Origin of the sequence: Aliiroseovarius salicola (assembly GCF_027891095.1) — a bacterium.
GTDB classification, from domain to species: domain Bacteria; phylum Pseudomonadota; class Alphaproteobacteria; order Rhodobacterales; family Rhodobacteraceae; genus Aliiroseovarius; species Aliiroseovarius salicola.
The window spans coordinates 250,416-268,706 of record NZ_JAQIIO010000001.1; the positions used below are offsets into that span (position 1 = coordinate 250,416).

General features: G+C 57.4%; 17 protein-coding genes. 5 read left to right on the top strand and 12 right to left on the bottom strand.

Going from position 1 to position 18,291, the window contains the following annotated elements:
• Nucleotides 1-27: 27 nt before the first annotated feature.
• The gene (locus O2N63_RS01280) at nt 28-819 is read right to left on the bottom strand and encodes a formate/nitrite transporter family protein (RefSeq protein WP_271052252.1); all 792 of its coding nucleotides are present in this window, start codon (nt 817-819) and stop codon (nt 28-30) included.
• 155 nt (nt 820-974) lie between these two features.
• Between O2N63_RS01280 and O2N63_RS01285 the strand changes: the two genes are divergently transcribed.
• Entirely contained in the window at nt 975-1,805 is an 831-nt protein-coding gene (locus tag O2N63_RS01285) for a DUF6782 family putative metallopeptidase (RefSeq protein WP_271052253.1), read from the top strand.
• A 65-nt stretch (nt 1,806-1,870) separates the two neighbouring features.
• Here the strand turns inward: O2N63_RS01285 and O2N63_RS01290 are convergent, their stop codons facing one another.
• The 9 genes from O2N63_RS01290 to O2N63_RS01330 all read right to left on the bottom strand — a co-directional run bounded on the left by O2N63_RS01290 (nt 1,871) and on the right by O2N63_RS01330 (nt 13,700).
• Entirely contained in the window at nt 1,871-3,091 is a 1,221-nt protein-coding gene (locus O2N63_RS01290; protein ID WP_271052255.1) for a DNA recombination protein RmuC, read from the bottom strand.
• Nucleotides 3,088-4,977, bottom strand: coding sequence for a DNA mismatch repair endonuclease MutL (gene mutL, locus O2N63_RS01295; protein WP_271052256.1), 1,890 nt, complete (start codon nt 4,975-4,977; stop codon nt 3,088-3,090). The genes O2N63_RS01290 and mutL overlap by 4 nt, the downstream gene beginning before the upstream one ends.
• 70 nt (nt 4,978-5,047) lie before the next feature.
• Nucleotides 5,048-6,364, bottom strand: a complete 1,317-nt coding sequence (locus O2N63_RS01300) for a M16 family metallopeptidase (protein WP_271052257.1) — start codon at nt 6,362-6,364, stop codon at nt 5,048-5,050.
• Nucleotides 6,364-7,704 carry a M16 family metallopeptidase gene (locus O2N63_RS01305; RefSeq protein ID WP_271052259.1) on the bottom strand — a complete coding sequence of 447 codons (1,341 nt, stop codon included), beginning with the start codon at nt 7,702-7,704 and terminating at the stop codon, nt 6,364-6,366. Before O2N63_RS01305 ends, O2N63_RS01300 begins: the two co-directional genes overlap by 1 nt.
• Nucleotides 7,705-7,849: 145 nt before the next feature.
• A complete protein-coding gene (locus O2N63_RS01310) occupies nt 7,850-8,368 on the bottom strand; it encodes a DUF3035 domain-containing protein (protein ID WP_271052260.1) in 519 nt (172 codons plus the stop codon).
• 61 nt (nt 8,369-8,429) lie between these two features.
• Nucleotides 8,430-8,900: a signal peptidase II gene (gene lspA, locus O2N63_RS01315; protein WP_271052261.1), complete on the bottom strand. Its 471-nt coding sequence runs from the start codon at nt 8,898-8,900 to the stop codon at nt 8,430-8,432.
• A gap of 6 nt (nt 8,901-8,906) precedes the next feature.
• Nucleotides 8,907-10,496: a bifunctional phosphoribosylaminoimidazolecarboxamide formyltransferase/IMP cyclohydrolase gene (purH, locus tag O2N63_RS01320; RefSeq protein ID WP_271052264.1), complete on the bottom strand. Its 1,590-nt coding sequence runs from the start codon at nt 10,494-10,496 to the stop codon at nt 8,907-8,909.
• Nucleotides 10,497-10,523: 27 nt separating this feature from the next.
• Nucleotides 10,524-12,263 carry a heparinase II/III family protein gene (locus tag O2N63_RS01325; RefSeq protein WP_271052265.1) on the bottom strand — a complete coding sequence of 580 codons (1,740 nt, stop codon included), beginning with the start codon at nt 12,261-12,263 and terminating at the stop codon, nt 10,524-10,526.
• A 102-nt stretch (nt 12,264-12,365) separates the two neighbouring features.
• Entirely contained in the window at nt 12,366-13,700 is a 1,335-nt protein-coding gene (locus O2N63_RS01330) for an RsmB/NOP family class I SAM-dependent RNA methyltransferase (RefSeq protein WP_271052266.1), read from the bottom strand.
• Between the two features lie 41 nt (nt 13,701-13,741).
• Between O2N63_RS01330 and O2N63_RS01335 the strand changes: the two genes are divergently transcribed.
• A complete protein-coding gene (locus O2N63_RS01335) occupies nt 13,742-13,924 on the top strand; it encodes a DUF1674 domain-containing protein (RefSeq protein WP_271052267.1) in 183 nt (60 codons plus the stop codon).
• A gap of 125 nt (nt 13,925-14,049) precedes the next feature.
• On the opposite strand, the gene dapB is transcribed toward O2N63_RS01335, so the two are convergent.
• Complete coding sequence (gene dapB, locus O2N63_RS01340) at nt 14,050-14,859, bottom strand: 4-hydroxy-tetrahydrodipicolinate reductase (protein ID WP_271052268.1); 810 nt, start codon at nt 14,857-14,859, stop codon at nt 14,050-14,052.
• 96 nt (nt 14,860-14,955) lie between these two features.
• Between dapB and rbfA the strand changes: the two genes are divergently transcribed.
• On the top strand, nt 14,956-15,372 hold the full coding sequence (gene rbfA, locus O2N63_RS01345; RefSeq protein WP_271052270.1) for a 30S ribosome-binding factor RbfA: 417 nt from the start codon (nt 14,956-14,958) through the stop codon (nt 15,370-15,372).
• 66 nt (nt 15,373-15,438) lie between these two features.
• On the top strand, nt 15,439-16,344 hold the full coding sequence (truB, locus tag O2N63_RS01350) for a tRNA pseudouridine(55) synthase TruB (protein ID WP_271052272.1): 906 nt from the start codon (nt 15,439-15,441) through the stop codon (nt 16,342-16,344).
• A gap of 37 nt (nt 16,345-16,381) precedes the next feature.
• Here truB and deoA read toward each other — a convergent pair whose 3' ends face one another.
• On the bottom strand, nt 16,382-17,692 hold the full coding sequence (deoA, locus tag O2N63_RS01355) for a thymidine phosphorylase (RefSeq protein WP_271052273.1): 1,311 nt from the start codon (nt 17,690-17,692) through the stop codon (nt 16,382-16,384).
• Nucleotides 17,693-17,784: 92 nt separating this feature from the next.
• On the opposite strand from deoA, the gene O2N63_RS01360 reads away from it, so the two are divergent.
• Entirely contained in the window at nt 17,785-18,291 is a 507-nt protein-coding gene (locus O2N63_RS01360; protein WP_271052274.1) for a DUF1643 domain-containing protein, read from the top strand.

An 18,291-nucleotide genomic window follows, 5' to 3' on the forward strand; every position in this document is an offset into this window, starting at 1 on the left:
AAGAAAACTAATCTTCGCCCCTCTTCCCTATTTCGACCCAGTTTGCTGGCCCAGGTATGCGAACTGGTAGGCCAGAGCGACACCGCCGCCGCCGCCCAGAATATTGCCGATGGTCACACTGATCATGTTCGACAAGGCACCGCCCATATTCATATCGGCACCTGCTGCCCAGCCCTGCGGAAAGAAGAACATATTGGCGACGGAGTGCTCTAGCCCCAGCAAGACAAAGCCGGAAATGGGCCAAAGGATCGCGAGAACTTTTCCCGCCACCGTGCGCGCAGCAAAGGTGAGCCATACCGCCAGACACACAAGCGCATTACAAAGCGCACCACGCACGATGCCTTGGAAGAACGGCAATTCCGCCTTGGCATTCGCCAGTGTCACAGCCGTGCCCCCCATTGGCGTGTCAAGCAAACCTGAAAAACCGAAAGCAATCGCCAAACCCACGGCCCCGATCAAGTTGCCAATGTAAACGACACCCCAATTTCGAAGAAGATCACGAACCGAGATTTTCCGGTCTACCGTCGCCATGATCATCAGGGCATTTCCGGTAAACAATTCGGCCCCTCCGACAACCACCAGTATCAGCCCCAAAGAAAATACGACCCCGCCAAGAAACCGAGCCGGCCCATAGGTCGGATCCACCCCGGTCATGACCATCGTGTAAGCGGCGGCACCAAATCCAATGAACGCCCCGGCCAGCATGCCCAGAACCAGCATTTGCTTCACCGGCAGGTGGGCTTTCGCCACGCCTGCGCTTTCGATCAACTCGGCGATGACAGCGGGTTTGTGGGCGTCGAGAGGGGATGGGTCAGTCATGATGGTCAGGTACCCTATACATTAATCTTCAGACCAACATTAGTTCGGTGTTCAGTCAAGCTTTGGGACGCACGCCACAAAATGTGTCGTGATCAATTGAACCTCGTGACACCGAACCCTGATCTTTCCCGCTCCTGGACGATCACAATACGGGGATGCCCCGCAGTGCTCTGGACAAGAGCTTTTTCACCGGGCAGCCTGTGGGAATGCGACTTCTGATGGCATTGGCTTTCGTATTTGTGCTCCCGCCCTCACTGGCCCACGCCAGTGACACCTGTATCAACGCGCCCTTTCTCATGGTCGAAAGCGATGAACAGAAAGAATTGCAAAGCCTTGTAGATGGGCTATCTCCCGCTCGAAAGCAGTTCCCGTATCTGGACAAAGCCCTCTCGACCAATCGACTGAGCCTGTGTTTTTCAAGCAAGATGAACAACGCGCTCGGCTATCTGGATGCTGAAGAATTCCAGATCGTTATTGATCGCTCTCTATCGACGGAGTTCCAGCTTGGCATTTTGCTGCATGAACTACGCCACCTCTGGCAGCTTTCCACAGGAGCCTGTCCTTCCGACAATCTTTCCATGAAAGAATATGCTCGCGCCGTCTTCGCGCTTGAGGCGGATGCCAGCGCGATTTCCTTGTTGCTTGCATGGGAAATGAGAGAGCCAGACAACAACGGCATTTGGGATGCGCTGTCCAGCTGGCCCTCACAATCAGACATTGCAACGCGCTTTGCCGAAACCATGCATCAAACTGGGGATGAAAGCCTGGCCGTGACCGCGGCCTTCTATCAATGGTACGGATCAACGGAACGGCGCGAGACCTATTATGCAGAAGCCTGCAGCGGCTATCTGGACCGGCAGGACGCAACCCACCTGATCCCGCGTTACCAATTGATCGACGCAGGTTTTTACAAGAGCTTGTGCCGGCTCCCGGATGGATCATCATATCGCTGTTCAGATCCGGATCGGGCACCCGCGCAGCAATAACCGTGCCTTGGGGGTGCAAGTATGGATTCGAGCGTCAGGTCAGTTCGGCGAACAAGCCAAATCACTTACCCTTTCCCGATCGGCACTACATTTTGGTCGTCCGTCTCGACCTCTTCAAAATCGAAGTTATCCAGCCGCTTTGCGCGGGTACCTGCTTTCTCGGCGGAGATCTTGATTTCGGTAATATCCTTTGACGCTTGATGGAAATGGCGGTCCAGATTGGCGACTCGATCGCCCAAGCGCCCCACGTCGGCAGACAAGAGGTGCAACTCCTTCCGGATCGCGCCTGCCTGTTCGCGCATCCTTGCGTCTTTCAAAATCGCCCGCATCGTGTTCAGCGTCGCCATGCAGGTGGTGGGCGAGACGATCCAGACCCGCGCCTCGAACCCTTCACGAACCACGTCAGAGAAATTGGCGTGCAACTCGGCGTAAACCGCCTCGGACGGCAGGAACATCAGAGCGCCATCGGCGGTTTCGCCTTCGATGATGTATTTCTCGGAAATCGCTTTGATATGCGCGCGCACGGCGGTCTTCATTGCGCGTGCCGCAACGGTCAATTCATCCTGCGTTTCAGCCCGGCGCAGCGCCTCATAGGCTTCCAGCGGGAATTTCGAGTCGATCACAATCGGCCCCGGCGGGTTGGGCAGGTGGATCAGGCAATCCGCGCGTTTGTTATTCGACAGCGTGGCCTGCAAAGAATAGCTGTCGGCAGGAAGTGCCTTTGACACAATATCGGTTAGCTGGATTTCCCCGAACGCCCCGCGGGTCTGTTTGTTTGACAGGATATCCTGCAAGGACAGAACGTCGCCCGACAGCCGGGTGATGTTGTCTTGCGCCTTGTCAATCACCTTGAGACGCTCCTGCAACTGCGTCAGGCTTTCAGTTGTTTTCACGGCAGAGCCTTGCAGGCTTTCCTTCATCCGCTCCTGCATTTCTCCCATGGCACGGGCGGACTTCATTGCGTTGTCATGCAGCCGGTCGTTCATCTGTTGTTGCACAGCGCCAAGACGCGCTTCCATCGCTTGCAACACCTGCGCCTGCCCCGTGGCCTGCGCATCCGACACGGTGCGAAGCCCGCCGGAAAGCTGATCCTGTCCTGCGCCCAGAACCTGCACGGCCTGACCAAGCCCACCCATTTGACGGGCCAGTTCCTCGGCCATGCGCGCGGATTGACCGGCGCGGCGCACCGACAGGATAAGCAGGATCACCACAAGGGCCACCGCCCCGCCGATGATCAGCACCAGCGGATGGGTTAGAGGAAGGGACAGTTCGCCAAGCTCAATCATGTGCGTCCAAACAGCCTTTCGATATCAGAGAGTTTCAGTTCCACATAGGTCGGTCGACCGTGGTTGCATTGACCGGAATGGGGCGTCGCCTCCATTTCACGCAGCAGCGCGTTCATTTCCTCGCCCCGCATCCAACGACCGGAACGGATCGAGCCGTGGCAAGCCACCCGAGACAGCACCGCTTCGATCCGCGCTTGAACCGTGTTGCTGTCGCCCATATCCGCCAGTTCATCCAACACGTCACGGATCATAGCGCTTGCGTTCACCTCGCCCAGAATGGCTGGGGTTTCACGCACGGCCACGGCCGTCCCGCCAAATGGTTCGATCACCAAACCGACCCGTTTCAGATCCTCGGCCACCTCCATAAGGCGGGCGATATCACCTGCGGACAGTTCGATGATTTCGGGGATCAAGAGCGCCTGCGAAGCCACACCGTTTTCGGCCATCTGCGCCTTGAGCTTTTCATAAACCAATCGTTCATGCGCGGCATGCTGATCGACGATTACAATGCCGGTTTCTGTCTGCGCGATGATGTAATTCTCATGCACCTGCGCCCGCGCTGCCCCCAAGGGCAGGCTGGTGGTCGGCTGCTCGGCGTCTGGAGCCGGTGATTGTTCAACCACATCACTTGTCTCAAATCGGGCTGATGGCGCAGACATTTCCGCAAAGCCCGGTGTCTGCGGCATTGGGGCCTGCCCTTGATAAGACGATCGCATCGCCCCTATGGAAGGCCGGTCCATCTGGTAGACACGCGGCGCTTCAACTGTCGAGCCTTCGGGCCGCATAGCCCCAAGCGTGGCCCCGGCCACGGTGGTTGAGGCACGGTGTCCGGCCTCTGCCAGCGCATGACGCAGGCCAGATACGATCAGCCCTCGCGCCAGTCCCGGATCGCGAAACCTCACCTCGGATTTCGCCGGGTGCACGTTCACATCCACAAGCTGTGGGTCACAGGTGATGAACAGCGCCGCCGCCGGGTGGCGGTCCCGTGAAAGGAAGTCGAAGTAAGCGGCGCGAAGGGCGCCCGTTAGCAGCTTGTCCTTCACCGGGCGGCCATTCACAAAAAGAAACTGCGCTACAGCAGCCCCCCGCGAGTAAGTGGGCAGGGCCGCATATCCGGTCAGCCGCAAGCCTTCCCGCGTGGCATCAATCGCCAGTGCGTTTTCGGTGAACTCACGCCCGAGGATCTGACCAAGGCGACCATGAAGCGCGTCAAACAGATCTCCGGTCTGAGCATCCGCGCGGAAGGTTACGCGACCTTCGCCGCCGCCAGACACATCCCGCAGGGTGAACCCCACATGCGGTTCCGCCATAGCGAGCCGCTTGATCACGTCACCAATCGCCTGCGCTTCGGCCCGGTCGGTGCGCATGAATTTAAGTCGCGCTGGTGTGGCAAAAAAGAGGTCACGCAGTTCCACCACCGTGCCCTCGGACAGGGCAGCGGGTTTTACCGGCCCCATCTCGCCGCCGGAGACGCGGATCGTGGCTGCTTCAAACCCCGAAGCACGAGAGGTTATGGAAAGACGGCCAACCGCCCCGAGACTGGGCAAGGCCTCGCCCCGGAACCCAAATGTGTGAATGTCCAGCAGGTCAGACCCGTCAATCTTTGAGGTGGCATGACGTGAAAGCGCCAACGGCAGATCATCTGGTGCAATACCACATCCATTATCCGCGACACGGATCAGAGTTTTACCTCCATCTGCGTGGCTGACGTCAATTCGCGTGGCCCCCGCATCAATTGCGTTTTCGACAAGTTCCTTCACCGCCGAAGCAGGGCGTTCTACCACTTCTCCCGCAGCAATCCGATTGATTGCGGCGTCGTCCAGTTGACGAATGACGGGGCGATTTTCGGCGTTATCGCGGCTCATATGGGGGTTGGCGTCGGGCATACCACAAAATTTAGCATGTATACGCCCGATTCGACCATGGTGAAACTTTGCTCACATCAGATGATCAAAGTTAATTCGCGATGTCAGCATCCGATAGGCCATCCGGCTTGCCAATTACCATGAAAGTAAGTTCGTCCGGTTGGAAAATCCGTGCTGCCACGCGGTTCGCGTCATCAAGCGTAACCGCATTCACTTTGTCATTCCGCGTGGCGATATAGTCGATTGGCAATCCTTCCATCTGCATCCCCACCAGAATATTTGCGATATTGGAGTTGCCGTCGAACCGCAGGGGATACGATCCGGTCAGGTAGGTTTTCGCGGCGTTCAACTCTTCAGGTGTAATACCCTCTTCTGCCATACGAGCCCATTCCCTGCGCACCACATCAAGTGCTTCTGCCATATTGTCATTCTGACTTGAGAACTGACCATAGAATCCTTCGGCGTAGTCGAGTTCAAACAGATAGGCGCCGATTCCATAAGTCAGCCCGCGCTTTTCACGCACTTCCTGCATCAGCCGCCCGTCAGAGCCGAGCCCCCCCATGACCTGACTGACCAGATAGGCTGGGAAAAAGTCCTGATCGTCCCGACGCAAGCCCCCATGCCCGAAACGGGCGATCGATTGCGGCGTTTCAAAATGTATCAGGGTCTGGCCACCATCAAAATTCTGCTCTGCACGGTCGGGAAGAGAACCGCCTTTTTCGGGCAGATCTGACAACAGATTGTCCAAAAGCACGGCGAGTTCATCCGCAGTGATGTCACCAACTGCCCCCACATACATCAAATCCAGCGCCATCGTGTCCTTGTAGGCAGTGATTAGATCGTCGCGTGTCAGGCTTTGCACACTGGCCTCGGTGCCACCATCATATGTGCCATAGGGGTGGTCGCCAAAAATCGCGCTGTCCCAGGCTTCCGACAGAATGTCGCCCGGATTGGTTTGGCGCGACCTCAGGCTGGACAAGAGTTGTCCGCGCACCCGCACTACTGCATCGTCATCAAATCGAGGGCTGGCAAGTGCCGAGCGCAATAGCGCAACAGATGCGTCGCGGTTCTCTGTCAGAAACTGAGCCGATATATTCAGACTATCGCGACTGGCCCGAAATCCGAAAGAGGTCGCCAAGGCTTCATTTGCTTCGGCGAAGCCACGTGCATCCAGTTCCCCTGCTCCTTCTTCGAGGAGCGAAACCATCAGCTCAACCGATCCCCGTTTTCCGGGTCGATCCAGCGAGGTCCCCCCACGAAAACTGATCTCCAGCGCAACAAAAGGCAAGGAATGCTCTTCAACAAGCCACGCCTTATGTCCACCCTTGGAAGTAACCGACTGGATCTCAACGTCCGCACGGGCGGGAAGTGCCAAGAGCGCAAGAGCAATAAGAATAAACCGCATCATCACATTTCCTCTCCGCCTTCGGGCACCAGCCAGCCGGTCACGGACCTGCGTTTATCAAGCACCTTGCGAGCTACAGTCATGACAATATCAGGGGTAACAGACTGCAAGACTTCCGGCCACGCGGCGACATCGCCGAGTGCCAAGCCCGAACTCAGTGCGCGCCCATAGCGATCTGCGCGGGAATAGGTGTCGTCCTGCGCATAGATCTCGGATGCCCTGATCTGGAATTTGATCCGCTCAAATTGCGCGGAATCAATACCGTTTTCAAGAAAGTCGGAGAGTGTCTTGTCCAGAAGCTCTTCGGCGTCCCTCAGAGTAGTGTCGGCATTGGGCACCACAACGAAGTTGAGACTGGTGTCGTCCAATGCCACCGATCCATAGCTGGCCCCCGCATAGACCGCGATTGGATTGTCAAACTGCAAGGCCCGGCCAAGAACCGAGGTTGCACCGGATCCGCCAAGAATTTCTGCCAAATAAACCAACGCCGCTGCCTCTTCCTGATGACCGGGATCCCGTTCCGGGGCCAGGTAACTGCGGCGCAGATAGGGTTGTGAAACACGCGGGTCAGACAGCCGCAGTCGACGTTCCGCGATTTGAGGCGGTTCGGCGACGCGATTGCGTTCTTCCAGATCCACAGTTGGTTCGAGCGGGCCATAATGCGTTTCGGCCAGTTTTCGAACCTGTTCCGGTTTAACATCTCCGGCAATCACCAATATGGCGTTGTTGGGCGCGTAGAAGCGACGATAATAGGCAAAGGCTGCGTCGCGCGACAGGTTTTCCATCTCGTGCCGCCAACCAATCACCGGAACGGCATAGGGGTGATTAAGAAACATCGCAGCGCGGAACTGTTCGTAAAACAAGGCTCCGGGATCGCTATCCGTGCGTTGCGCGCGCTCTTCCAAGATCACCTCACGCTCGGTTTCGATGTCCTCTTCGGTCAGGCGCAAATTACGCATCCGGTCTGCTTCCATCCTCATCACGAGGTCAAGACGGTCCGCAGAAATTCGTTGATAATAGGCGGTGTAATCTTGTGCGGTGAACGCATTGTCGGAACCCCCATTTTCGGTGACCACGCGAGACAGCTCTCCCGCCTCCATCGTGTCAGTGGCCTTGAACAGGAGGTGTTCGAGAAAATGCGCCACACCCGATACACCGGGCTTCTCGTCGGCTGCGCCAGCACGATACCAAAGCATCTGAACCACCACGGGTGCGCGGTGGTCTTCGATCACCACGACCTGCAACCCATTATCGAGTTTGAACTCCGTCACCCCTTCAGACGTCGTCTCCGAGAATGCAGGGAAAGCAAAACACACCGCTAAGGCGGCCATCAATCGTCGCATGGGATACTCCCGTTCTATTGCGACCAAGTTAGGCAAGCGGTCGCCCGCTGCAAGCCTGGGCCACGTAAAGTTGATCACAGGTTAACACCGCAGTCGCACCTGATCCGCCATGGATTGACACGGGGGCGACCATGGGCGGCCTGAATCATTTGGTAATTTCGGGTGGGGCAGATGGGGTCCAGACCCCCAAGAGGCGCAGTCGTTCCAGCTCGCGATGCTGGTCCAGCTCTTGCAGCTCATAGGCGCTGAAATAGGTGTTCACGTTGAACAACCGCTCCAACAGACGGCCGTTATTGTCGGTGCGGAATTGCAGGTCTTCGGCGGCCAGAACCTGACGAATGTTGCCGGAGACCCCCTTGCGTGTGGCATAGGACACAAGACCGCTTTCACCGCGCCGAATACCCGTGTCGTCCAGAAGGCTGGGTTTGCCGCCCAACACGGCAACCGCGTCTTTCAGTGGGGTCGGGTCAGTGACGTTGCTTCCGCCCGGGGTTGGGGCCGGCAGTGCAGAGTAGCTCTCTGGCTCTTGCAACGGTTTGGTTGGCAGAATGGCAAACTCATCCGGCGTCGTTGTGGACGCCTTGAAATTCATCAGACGCGGCTCTCCCTCGCTACAGGCCGAAAGGCCCAACGCCGCAAAGCAGAGGATCAAAACGCTTTTCATGGTTTTACGCATCAGACAAACCTCAAATTTATTCTGTTCTTAGCCGATCTAAATGCGCGCGTCACGGGGTCTTATGACTGTCAGCAAAAAGCACCAATCCAATGGCTCCGGCAAAAACAAAAACATCTGCAACGTTAAAGGAATACGGGTTCTGTATGCCACAGCAGGACATATTGAGGAAATCCACAACCGCCCCATGGATCACGCGATCCACCACATTGCCCAGCGCACCGCCCACCAGAAGCCCCGCGCCGATCATGGCAAGAGGCCCGCTTTGCGCCTTGCGCACCCAGATTACAACCCAGACTGAAATCACCACTGCAAGAGCGATCAGGATCCAACGGGTCGCATTCCCGTCGCCGCCAAAGAGACCAAAATTGATCCCCCGGTTCCAGGCCATCTGGAAATTTAGATAAGGAGGAAAGACCTCGACCCAGCCACGAGTGGCCAGATCAAGCGCCTTTAAAACATAGAATTTGCTGCCCTGATCCAAGATCAGAGCGAGGGCAGCAAAGAGGGTCAACAGACGCATGGGCGATCAGTGCCGGAAGTGGCGCATGCCAGTGAAGACCATGGCAAGGCCTGCCTCATTGGCCGCCTTGATCACCTCTTCGTCACGCATCGAGCCACCGGGCTGGATCACGCAGGTGCCACCAGCGGCGGCTGCTTCGAGCAACCCATCGGGGAAGGGGAAAAACGCGTCTGAGGCCACGGCGCTGCCTTTGGCGAGGCTTTCGTCCAGACCCAGCTCTGTCGCCATGCGACCCGCTTTCGACGCCGCGACATTGGCGCTGTCCAAACGTGACATCTGACCAGCACCCACACCCACGGTGGCGCTGTCTTTGACATAGACAATCGCGTTGGATTTCACGTGTTTCGCGACTTTCCACGCAAAGAGAAGGTCTTGCATCTGCTCTTCAGTCGGGGCTTTTTCGGTGACAACCTTCAGGTCGTCCATGCCGACATAACCTACATCCTTGTCCTGAACGAGCATCCCACCAGCAACCTGTTTGTAAGCCACAATCGACTCGCGAGTGTTAGGCAGACCATCGGTCAACAGCAAACGCAGGTTTTTCTTCGCCGCAAAAATTTCTTTCGCTTCGTCAGACGCACCCGGAGCAATCACAACCTCGGTGAAGATCTCAACGATCTTGCTGGCGGTTTCGGCGTCCAGTGATTTGTTCAGTGCGACGATGCCACCAAAAGCCGAGGTACGGTCGCAGTCAAATGCCTTTTGGTAGGCTTCAACCAAGGTTGCACCCTTCGCCACGCCACAGGGGTTGGCGTGTTTGATGATGGCAACGGCAGCGCTTTCTGCCGGGTCAAACTCGGCGACCAGCTCATAGGCGGCATCGGTATCGTTGATGTTGTTATAGCTCAGTTCCTTGCCCTGAAGCTGAACAGCGGTCGCCACGCCGGGACGGTTCGAGCCATCGGTATAGAAGGCCGCTTTCTGGTGGCTATTTTCGCCGTAACGCAGGGTCTGTTTCAGCTCACCTGCAAAGGCACGACGCTTGGGCGCGTCGAGCTCCAGCGCCTTGGCCATCCAGTTCGACACAGCCGAATCGTAAGCCGCGGTGCGGGCATAGGCCTTCTGCGCCAGTTTCTTGCGGAACTTGGGGCAGGTCTTGCCGCCGTGCTGGTCCATGTCTCCCAGCAGTTTTTCGTAATCTTCCACATCCACAACCACGTTCACAAAGGCGTGGTTCTTGGCCGCGGCGCGGATCATGGCAGGGCCACCAATGTCGATGTTTTCGATGCACGTGTCATAATCGGCACCCTTCGCAACGGTGGCCTCAAACGGGTAGAGGTTCACGACTAGAAGGTCGATGGCACCAATGCCATGCTCGGTCATGGCGGCAACATGTTCGTCATTGTCACGCAGGGCCAGAAGCCCCCCATGCACACGCGGATGCAGGGTTTTCACCCGGCCGTCCATCATCTCGGGGAACTCTGTCACCTCAGAGACGTCCTTTACCGCCACCCCAGCATCGCGCAATGCCTTGGCTGAACCACCAGTCGACAGGATCTCGACCCCGCGGGCCTCCAACGCTTGGCCCAGCTCAATGAGCCCAGTCTTGTCGGATACGGAAATAAGCGCGCGTTGCACGGGATGAAGGTCGGTCATATCGGTCTGGCCCCTTAGGCAGCGAAGTTACATAGGCAGCTCGCGGTCGCTGACTTCAAGGTCGCGGATGACCGAAGGGGTCTCGTGCGCTTTTGCCAATGACCAACGAATGCGTGTCGCATAATCCATTGCGACCGTCCTGAGAACCACCTGTTTCGTCGCACGGGGCTTTAATCGCGTTTTTTCCATATAAACGCTGCTTTCGAGCTTCAAATCCACCTGTCCTTGATGCCGGAAAATCCAGATTTCCCCGGATTTCAGCGCCATCGACACGGCTGTGCCCCCAAGATCAAGCTGCGCGTCTACATCTGGGTGCAGATGGAAGCGGATTGAAAATGGAATGCCTTGCAAGGTTCGGGCATCCATCACCGCATCGAATCTTCTCTGATTGTCCGCTCCAAGTGCTGCCAGCGTTTCTTCACCCTGGACCTCACGCCCATCCATGCTCAGTTCCAGTTTGCGCATATGCAATAGCCCATGGCTGGGCATATACCCATCATGATCTGCAAATATCCCAGTGCTGCCATTCTCGAACATTGGCTGGACCTGAACTGAATTCGGGATCTGTTTCAGGTAAGCAAGTTGCCCCCTGCGCGCCCGCCCCAGTCGTGAGGAAGAGACACCTTTCAGGCTCAACGTGGAGTGAGATGGTGTTGCTCGCCCGGCCTTGCGCCATTCCTCACCGAACTGTGCCCCGGACCCGCAGCTTACAATCAACGGGCGGCGCCCTGAGGTCAGCTCAAACGCCAGCGTCGAAGCATGCGCATTGGCCGAGGCCCAGCCCTGTGGAGGTCGCGCAGCATCCATCACAATTGATGTGCGCCCCCCGGTGAGACGCGCAAATCCCATTGATAGCCCGGCATGTGCTGGACCACGTATACCCGAGCTTGCAAGAGCATGATCCAATCGCCCCTCAATGCCGCGCCCCCCGCCATGAAACCGCGCCAATGCTCCATCTGCATGGCGCAAGGCGCGCAACGTGGGTGCAATACGTTCGATCGCAGCAAGATGTTCATGCGCCGCCATATTGCCGCTTTCCGAAAGTGCCGATGCCGCCCAGTTCAAAAGAGTGAAGACCTCCAAAAGCTCTTCAGGGTTTCGCGTCGGTATCCCCCCTTCTGCATCAACCTGTTCGCGGCATTCCCGTGCCAGCGCCCTCACAGCAGGTGCAACATGACTTTCCATGCCGGTCAGGCTGAGACCGGCATAAATCAGGCCAGTCAAAGCCTCGAACCGAGGCAACCCCGGGCTGGCCCCTTGCCAGCGGCGCGACAGAAAAATGGTTTGCTGTCCCAGTGACGAAAAGAATTTCCGCGTATCATCCGATGGCATACCCGCCAAAAGAAACAGCGCGTGGTTGATCCAGCGGATCAACCTGCGCCCGGTCAGATCCGGACTCCACCCCGGCCCCTTTCCAGGGCCAAACTGGTCAATCCAGCCCAAAATCCATTCCTGCGCGAGTTGCCTTGCTTCGAAATCTCCAAAAGACGCGAGATCGTCAAGCCATACAAACCCTTGCAATTCCTTTGAGAACTCGATGCTTGGCGGCGGCACATCCCAAAGCGATACTCCCGGTGCATTCACAAGATGACCGGCAAACAGACAATTCCCGGCCACAAGCTGCTTGCCCCGCGCGAAAGACCCAATCGTCCGCGGTTCCGGTTGTGAAACAAAACCTGTGGCCGCAGCCGCACGCGTCGCCCGCCAGGCGTGCCAACGGTTTGCGATGTTGGTTCGAAAATCGGAAGGGTGCTTCTTTTGCGCCACCTGGATCACCTGAGCCTCGCCTCAATCTGCTGTTATAGCCCCTCTTTTCGGAGGCGTTGAGGCGAGCTTACTCTTCGACAGGCACCCTGTCATCCGGCGATTTCAACCCTTGCGAAAAGCCGTGATGAAAAAGCCATCCATCCCGCCCAGATCCGCCAGATAGTGCGGAAACAGGCGCAGCCCTTCAGGACCGATCCACGCTGGATCGACCCCGGGCAGGCGCAAAGCGTCCAGGTCCAGCTTCAGATCCGGGTGACGCGCCAGCGCATCGCGCACCTGCTCTTCGCCTTCGTCAATCAACAGAGAACAGGTACAGAAGACCAACCGCCCTCCGGGTTTCAACAGACCCAGCGCCCGGTCGATCATATATTCCTGCAACTCAAACAGAGACGGAAAGTCGCTGCCATCCTTTGCATAGGGCAAGTCGGGGTGACGACGGATGGTGCCTGTGGCGGTACAAGGTGCGTCGAGCAAGATGGCATCAAACGGTCCGCCTTCAAACTCCAGCGCATCTCCGACAACACAATCTGCAGACAGACCGGTCCGGGCGAGGTTTTCTTTGACCCGCTTCATCCGCCCTTCGGACACGTCCAAAGACGTGACATTCGCCCCGGCGGCCGCCAGTTGCATCGTCTTCCCACCGGGAGCGGCACACATGTCCAGAACCGTCTCGCTCGGCTGGGCGGCCAGAACCTTGGCAGGAAGCGCTGCAGACACGTCCTGCACCCACCAATCACCTGCCTCATACCCCGCTAGCGCCGTGACTTGTCCGGCGTCCTTGAGGCGCACGGACCCACTGGCCAGCAGCACGCCACCAACCGCCTCAGAGATTGCTGCGGCATCGGTCTTGGCTGTCAAATCCAGTGGAGGCGCGGCAAATTGCGCCAGTTCCATCGCCTCGACAGCGCCTTTTCCATAGTCACTGAGCAAGGGTTTGCGCAGCCATTTTGGCAAGCGCGGCACCGGCAGTTTGTCCCATTTCTCAGTCTCATCTGCGATCTTGCGCAAAATCGCGTTCACCAGCCCTGACATCTTTTCGGTGGTGCGATCTGCGCGCGCGGCGGAGACGCAGGAATTCACCACCCCGTGCGCAGCCCCACCAGAACAGATCTCGACCACACCCAGCCGCAAGATATTCAGAACACGCAGCGGCGGGCGCTTTTTCAAATGCGGCCCGAGCATCCGGTCGGCCCGATCCATACCGCGTAGCGTTTCCAGCACCAGGCGTTGAACCCGGGCACGGTCTTCGACGGGCAAGGATTTCAACCGCTTGGGCAAGACTTCCGACAGAAGATGTTTGTCTTCCAGCACATCCCCAAGAAGCGTCACAACCACATGGCGCGGATCCCTAGGGCGATCCTCACGCCGCTGCCCCTGCGCATTCGCCTTGCGCGATTTGTGACCCGCCATATCCGTTCCTTTGCCTTTTGCTGCCATGCGCCCTATATCATCCCGAGGATAGCGACAAGGATATCGATATGTCCGACGAAAAACGAGAGCTCACCCCGGCGGCGCAACGCGCATTGGCCGAGGCAGAGGAACGCCGCAAAAAAGCGGAGGCCGAAGAGAAGGCACGCCCGAAAGAATATGGCGGGCGCGACGGACCGGAGCCAGTGCGTTACGGCGACTGGGAGAAAAAAGGCATCGCCATCGATTTCTGATTGCTTGGATTAAGGGGCGCTGCCCCTCGCCTCTTCAAGGCTCACCCCGAGGTATTTGAAGCAAGAAAAAAGGACGCGCGCGGTGATGCGAGCGTCCAAATTTAGTTGATCAGCAAGCACTCTGATCAGAGGCCCAGTACATCCAGCATCGTGTACTCTCCGGGCTTTTTGCCCTGTCCCCACAGCGCCGCTTTCAGGGCGCCGCGGGCAAACACCGTGCGGTCGCTGGCAACGTGGCGCAGGGTGATCCGTTCACCATTGGCCGCAAACAGCACATCATGTTCACCGACGATGTCACCGCCTCGGATTGCATGGAATCCAATGTCACCCCGTTTGCGCGCACCGGTAATGCCATCCCGTCCACGGTCGGACACTTCGGTCAGATCCACGCCTCGCCCCTCGGCGGCGGCCTCGCCCAGCATCAATGCTGTGCCCGAAGGGGCATCCACCTTGTGGTGGTGGTGGCTTTCGATGATCTCGATATCATAGTCTTCGTCCAACGCTGCCGCGACTTTCTTGGTCAGCTGGGTCAGCAGGTTGACCCCGAGGCTCATGTTTCCCGCTCGGATGATGGTTGCATGGCGTCCAGCCAGAGAAAGCTTTTCGATGTCTTCTTCGGTCAACCCTGTCGTACCAATGACATGAACCGCGCGGGCCTGCGCCGCAATCTCGGCCATATCCACGGTTGCGGCAGGAGCCGTAAAATCTATAACGGCCTGAGCTTTGGCCATGGTCTCAAGCGCATCATCACTGACCATCACACCAACGGGTTGACCACCCATGCATTCACCTACGTCACGACCAACCCAGTCATGACCCGGACGATCCAAAACGCCCACAAGCCGCGCTTTATCTGAGGCCAGAACCTCTTTGATCAGCATTTGACCCATGCGGCCCGATGCGCCCATCACCACGATGCCCGGCAATTCGCTCATGTTCTGTCTCCTCTACTTGTCGACTTCCTAACCTGCATTCTGCCGCTTGGCAAAGCCCTGCTTGCATATACGCGCATTCCGCCCTATGTGGTCGCCATGGCAAAGAACCGATTTCACGACCATGATGGCCCCTCGCAGCGACAGCTCCGTGTGGCTGAACTTATCCGCCGCACATTGTCTGATGTGCTGGCGCGCGGCGACGTGCATGATCCGGAACTGAACCGGATGTCGATCACGGTGGGCGAAGTTCGCACTTCTCCTGACCTGAAAATCGCCACGGCTTATGTGCTGCCACTTGGTGGGCAGGGCAAAGATGAGGCGATCCAGGCGCTGGCCCGCAATAAGGGCGAGTTGCGCCGGGCATTGGGCAAAACGACCAACCTGAAGTTCACCCCTGATCTGAGATTCCAGATCGACGAAACCTTCGACCAGATGGACGAGACCCGTCGTCTGTTTGCACAAGAGCAGGTGCAAAGAGATCTGGACGAAGACGAATTGGGCGACGAAGAATAGCTCATCCCTTTCAGGGTAGATGAAACCGCCGGCACCACCCGGCCTTCGAACTATTGGACACAAGACATGGCGCGCAAACGCAAGGGACGTGACATTCACGGTTGGCTGATCGTCGACAAACCCGCAGGCATCAGTTCAAACGCTGTGGTGAACAAAGTACGATGGGCAATGGATGCGAAAAAAGCGGGCCATGCCGGCACTCTGGATCCCGAAGCCACAGGCGTCTTGGCGGTGGCATTGGGTGAGGCGACCAAAACCGTGCCCTACGTGACCGATACGCTGAAAGCCTATCGTTTCACCGTACGGCTGGGGCAAGCAACCAATACAGATGATGCCGAAGGTGAAGTTATTGCCGAGAACTCTGCCCGACCGACCGATGATGAGATCGAAGCAGCGCTAAGCCAGTTCTCCGGACAGATCATGCAGGTGCCGCCAAAATTCTCGGCGGTGAAAATCGACGGCGAGCGCGCCTACAAACTCGCTCGTGATGACGAAGAGTTCGAAATCGCGGCACGTCCCCTTTGGGTCGAAGAGCTTGTGATGGTCGGACGTGAAGACGCAAATCACGTGACGCTGGAAATGACCTGCGGCAAAGGTGGGTATGTGCGTTCCATTGCGCGCGATCTTGGAGAAGCACTTGGCTGTCTTGGCCATGTGCGTGAGTTGCGTAGGATCTGGTCGGGACCGTTTGACGCCGAAAACGGCGTGTCAATCGAATTGATCGAAGAACTCGCCAAAACCGGAGAGCTGGATCAATACCTGCTTCCACTGGAGGAAGGGTTGTTTGAGCTGCCTGAATTACGCTGCACCGCCGAAGGTGCGACCCGGTTGAAACACGGCAATCCCGGCATGGTGTTGAACTCTGACGCAGAATATGGCGATGAGGCCTGGGCGTCGTTTGAGGGTAAGGCGGTGGCGGTGGGCATTTTCCGCTCAGGCGAATTGCATCCCAGCCGCGTGTTCAATCAATAGCAAGGCATTCTGGACTAGGCGGGGCGAAGCGTAGCCCTTATCCCTCAATGATATTACGCAGAACTGGCGTTGATTTCGGAACATCGCCGATCTCGTATGCGCTTAGGATCTGCTGTTTTGCGGCCTCGGCGCTTGCCGCATCATCAGCATGAACAAGCGCAATCGGGTCACCCTTTTCAACTGACACGCCCAGGTCCAAAAGACCGGTCAAACCAACCGCCGGGTTTACCAGATCCGATGCGACACGGCGCCCACCCCCCAGTTCAACTACGGCAAGCCCGACCTCTCGTGTGTTGATTACACTGATGGCACCCGCAGCTGGGGCAGGCACGGGAATCACCATTTTGGGCTTTGGCAAATGGGTTTCGTAATTCTCCACGATATCCGATGGGCCGCCCAGCGCGTGCACCATCTTGGAAAACACCTCCGCGGCCTTTCCATTGGTCAATGCCTTTGTCACCGCGCTCATTGCCGCGCTTCGGTCCGATTGCAGACCAGATGTCAGGAGCATCTCAGCACACAGGGCCAAGGTGACATCTTCCAAACGAGGGTCGCGATGCGCGCCAGTCAGAAATTCAATCGCGTTGACCACCTCAATCGCATTACCCGCCGCACTGGCCAACGGTTGGTTCATATCGGTCAGCAGCGCGTGACAGGGCAGGTCCGCAGAACGCGCAACGCGGGTTATGGAGAGGGCCAGATTCTCGGCCTCTTCATAGCTGCCCATAAAGGCGCCGTTGCCGAATTTCACATCCATCACCAGCGATTCCAGCCCGGCTGACAGCTTCTTCGACAGGATCGACGCGGTGATCAATGGAATGCTTTCGACGGTCGCAGTCACGTCACGAATGCCGTAAAACCGCTTGTCTGCTGGCGCGAGGTTCGCGGTCTGCCCAATCACCGCACAACCGACCTCTTTCACCACTTTCGCAAATTTTTCATTGTCAGGCGTAACCGAATAGCCCGGCACCGCCTCCATCTTGTCAAGCGTCCCGCCTGTATGCCCCAGACCGCGGCCCGAAATCATCGGCACATATCCACCGCACGCGGCAACAATTGGGGCCAGCATCAGACTGACATTGTCACCCACTCCACCGGTCGAGTGTTTGTCCACGACCGGACCGGGCAGATCCTGCCATTTGAACACATCCCCGCTGTCTCGCATCGACAGGGTCAATTGCGCTGCCTCCTTAGGCTGCATACCCTGAAAAAACACCGCCATGGCAAAGGCCGCGACCTGCCCTTCGCTGGCGCTTCCATCCTGAATCCCGTTCACCATGGCCGAGATCTCCTCGGTCGAAAGTGTTGCGCCATCTCGTTTCTTACGGATGATTTCAGCGATCAGCATGGCATATCCTTTCATCAAGCGACCACTTTTGACCAATTGGACAAAAAATGCAAGGGGTTGCATTTCCCCTTTCAGCATCGTCAAACCACAGTATGATCTTACGCGAATTTCAAAAAGATGATGCAGCCAGTTCCGCTGTGTACTCGGATTGCGAGCTGTACCGCTATGCGCTGACGCGGACTTGGGATGACGGCAAGGACAAAGTCCTGTTTGTCATGCTCAACCCATCAAAAGCGACTGAAATGCAAAATGACCCTACGGTCGAGCGGTGCGAACGGCGCGCGAGAACCTTGGGATTTGGCGGATTTCGAGTGGTGAACATCTTTGCCTGGCGCGAAACGCATCCCAAATTGATGCGTCAGGCGAAAGATCCCATTGGCCCCGAAAACGATCTCCAGTTGTTGGAAGGGTGCCGCTGGGCTGATCAGATCATCTGCGGATGGGGAACCCACGCCGAGCATCAGAACCGCGGCCCCGTCGTGTCTGACATGCTACGGCAAAACGGACATACACTGCACCATCTTGGGTTAACCAAAGACGGACATCCAAAACATCCGCTCTACATTGCTTATGCAACTCAGCCGATGCGGTGGCTCTGA

Excerpts from the sequence above, each read along its gene's own strand:
- O2N63_RS01280 (WP_271052252.1), bottom strand. The coding sequence starts at position 819 with ATGACTGACCCATCCCCTCTCGACGCCCACAAACCCGCTGTCATCGCC.
- O2N63_RS01285 (WP_271052253.1), top strand. The coding sequence starts at position 975 with ATGCCCCGCAGTGCTCTGGACAAGAGCTTTTTCACCGGGCAGCCTGTG.
- O2N63_RS01290 (WP_271052255.1), bottom strand. The coding sequence starts at position 3,091 with ATGATTGAGCTTGGCGAACTGTCCCTTCCTCTAACCCATCCGCTGGTG.
- mutL (WP_271052256.1), bottom strand. The coding sequence starts at position 4,977 with ATGCCCGACGCCAACCCCCATATGAGCCGCGATAACGCCGAAAATCGC.
- O2N63_RS01300 (WP_271052257.1), bottom strand. The coding sequence starts at position 6,364 with ATGATGCGGTTTATTCTTATTGCTCTTGCGCTCTTGGCACTTCCCGCC.
- O2N63_RS01305 (WP_271052259.1), bottom strand. The coding sequence starts at position 7,704 with ATGCGACGATTGATGGCCGCCTTAGCGGTGTGTTTTGCTTTCCCTGCA.
- O2N63_RS01310 (WP_271052260.1), bottom strand. The coding sequence starts at position 8,368 with ATGAAAAGCGTTTTGATCCTCTGCTTTGCGGCGTTGGGCCTTTCGGCC.
- lspA (WP_271052261.1), bottom strand. The coding sequence starts at position 8,900 with ATGCGTCTGTTGACCCTCTTTGCTGCCCTCGCTCTGATCTTGGATCAG.
- purH (WP_271052264.1), bottom strand. The coding sequence starts at position 10,496 with ATGACCGACCTTCATCCCGTGCAACGCGCGCTTATTTCCGTATCCGAC.
- O2N63_RS01330 (WP_271052266.1), bottom strand. The coding sequence starts at position 13,700 with ATGGCAGCAAAAGGCAAAGGAACGGATATGGCGGGTCACAAATCGCGC.
- O2N63_RS01335 (WP_271052267.1), top strand. The coding sequence starts at position 13,742 with ATGTCCGACGAAAAACGAGAGCTCACCCCGGCGGCGCAACGCGCATTG.
- dapB (WP_271052268.1), bottom strand. The coding sequence starts at position 14,859 with ATGAGCGAATTGCCGGGCATCGTGGTGATGGGCGCATCGGGCCGCATG.
- rbfA (WP_271052270.1), top strand. The coding sequence starts at position 14,956 with ATGGCAAAGAACCGATTTCACGACCATGATGGCCCCTCGCAGCGACAG.
- truB (WP_271052272.1), top strand. The coding sequence starts at position 15,439 with ATGGCGCGCAAACGCAAGGGACGTGACATTCACGGTTGGCTGATCGTC.
- deoA (WP_271052273.1), bottom strand. The coding sequence starts at position 17,692 with ATGCTGATCGCTGAAATCATCCGTAAGAAACGAGATGGCGCAACACTT.
- O2N63_RS01360 (WP_271052274.1), top strand. The coding sequence starts at position 17,785 with ATGATCTTACGCGAATTTCAAAAAGATGATGCAGCCAGTTCCGCTGTG.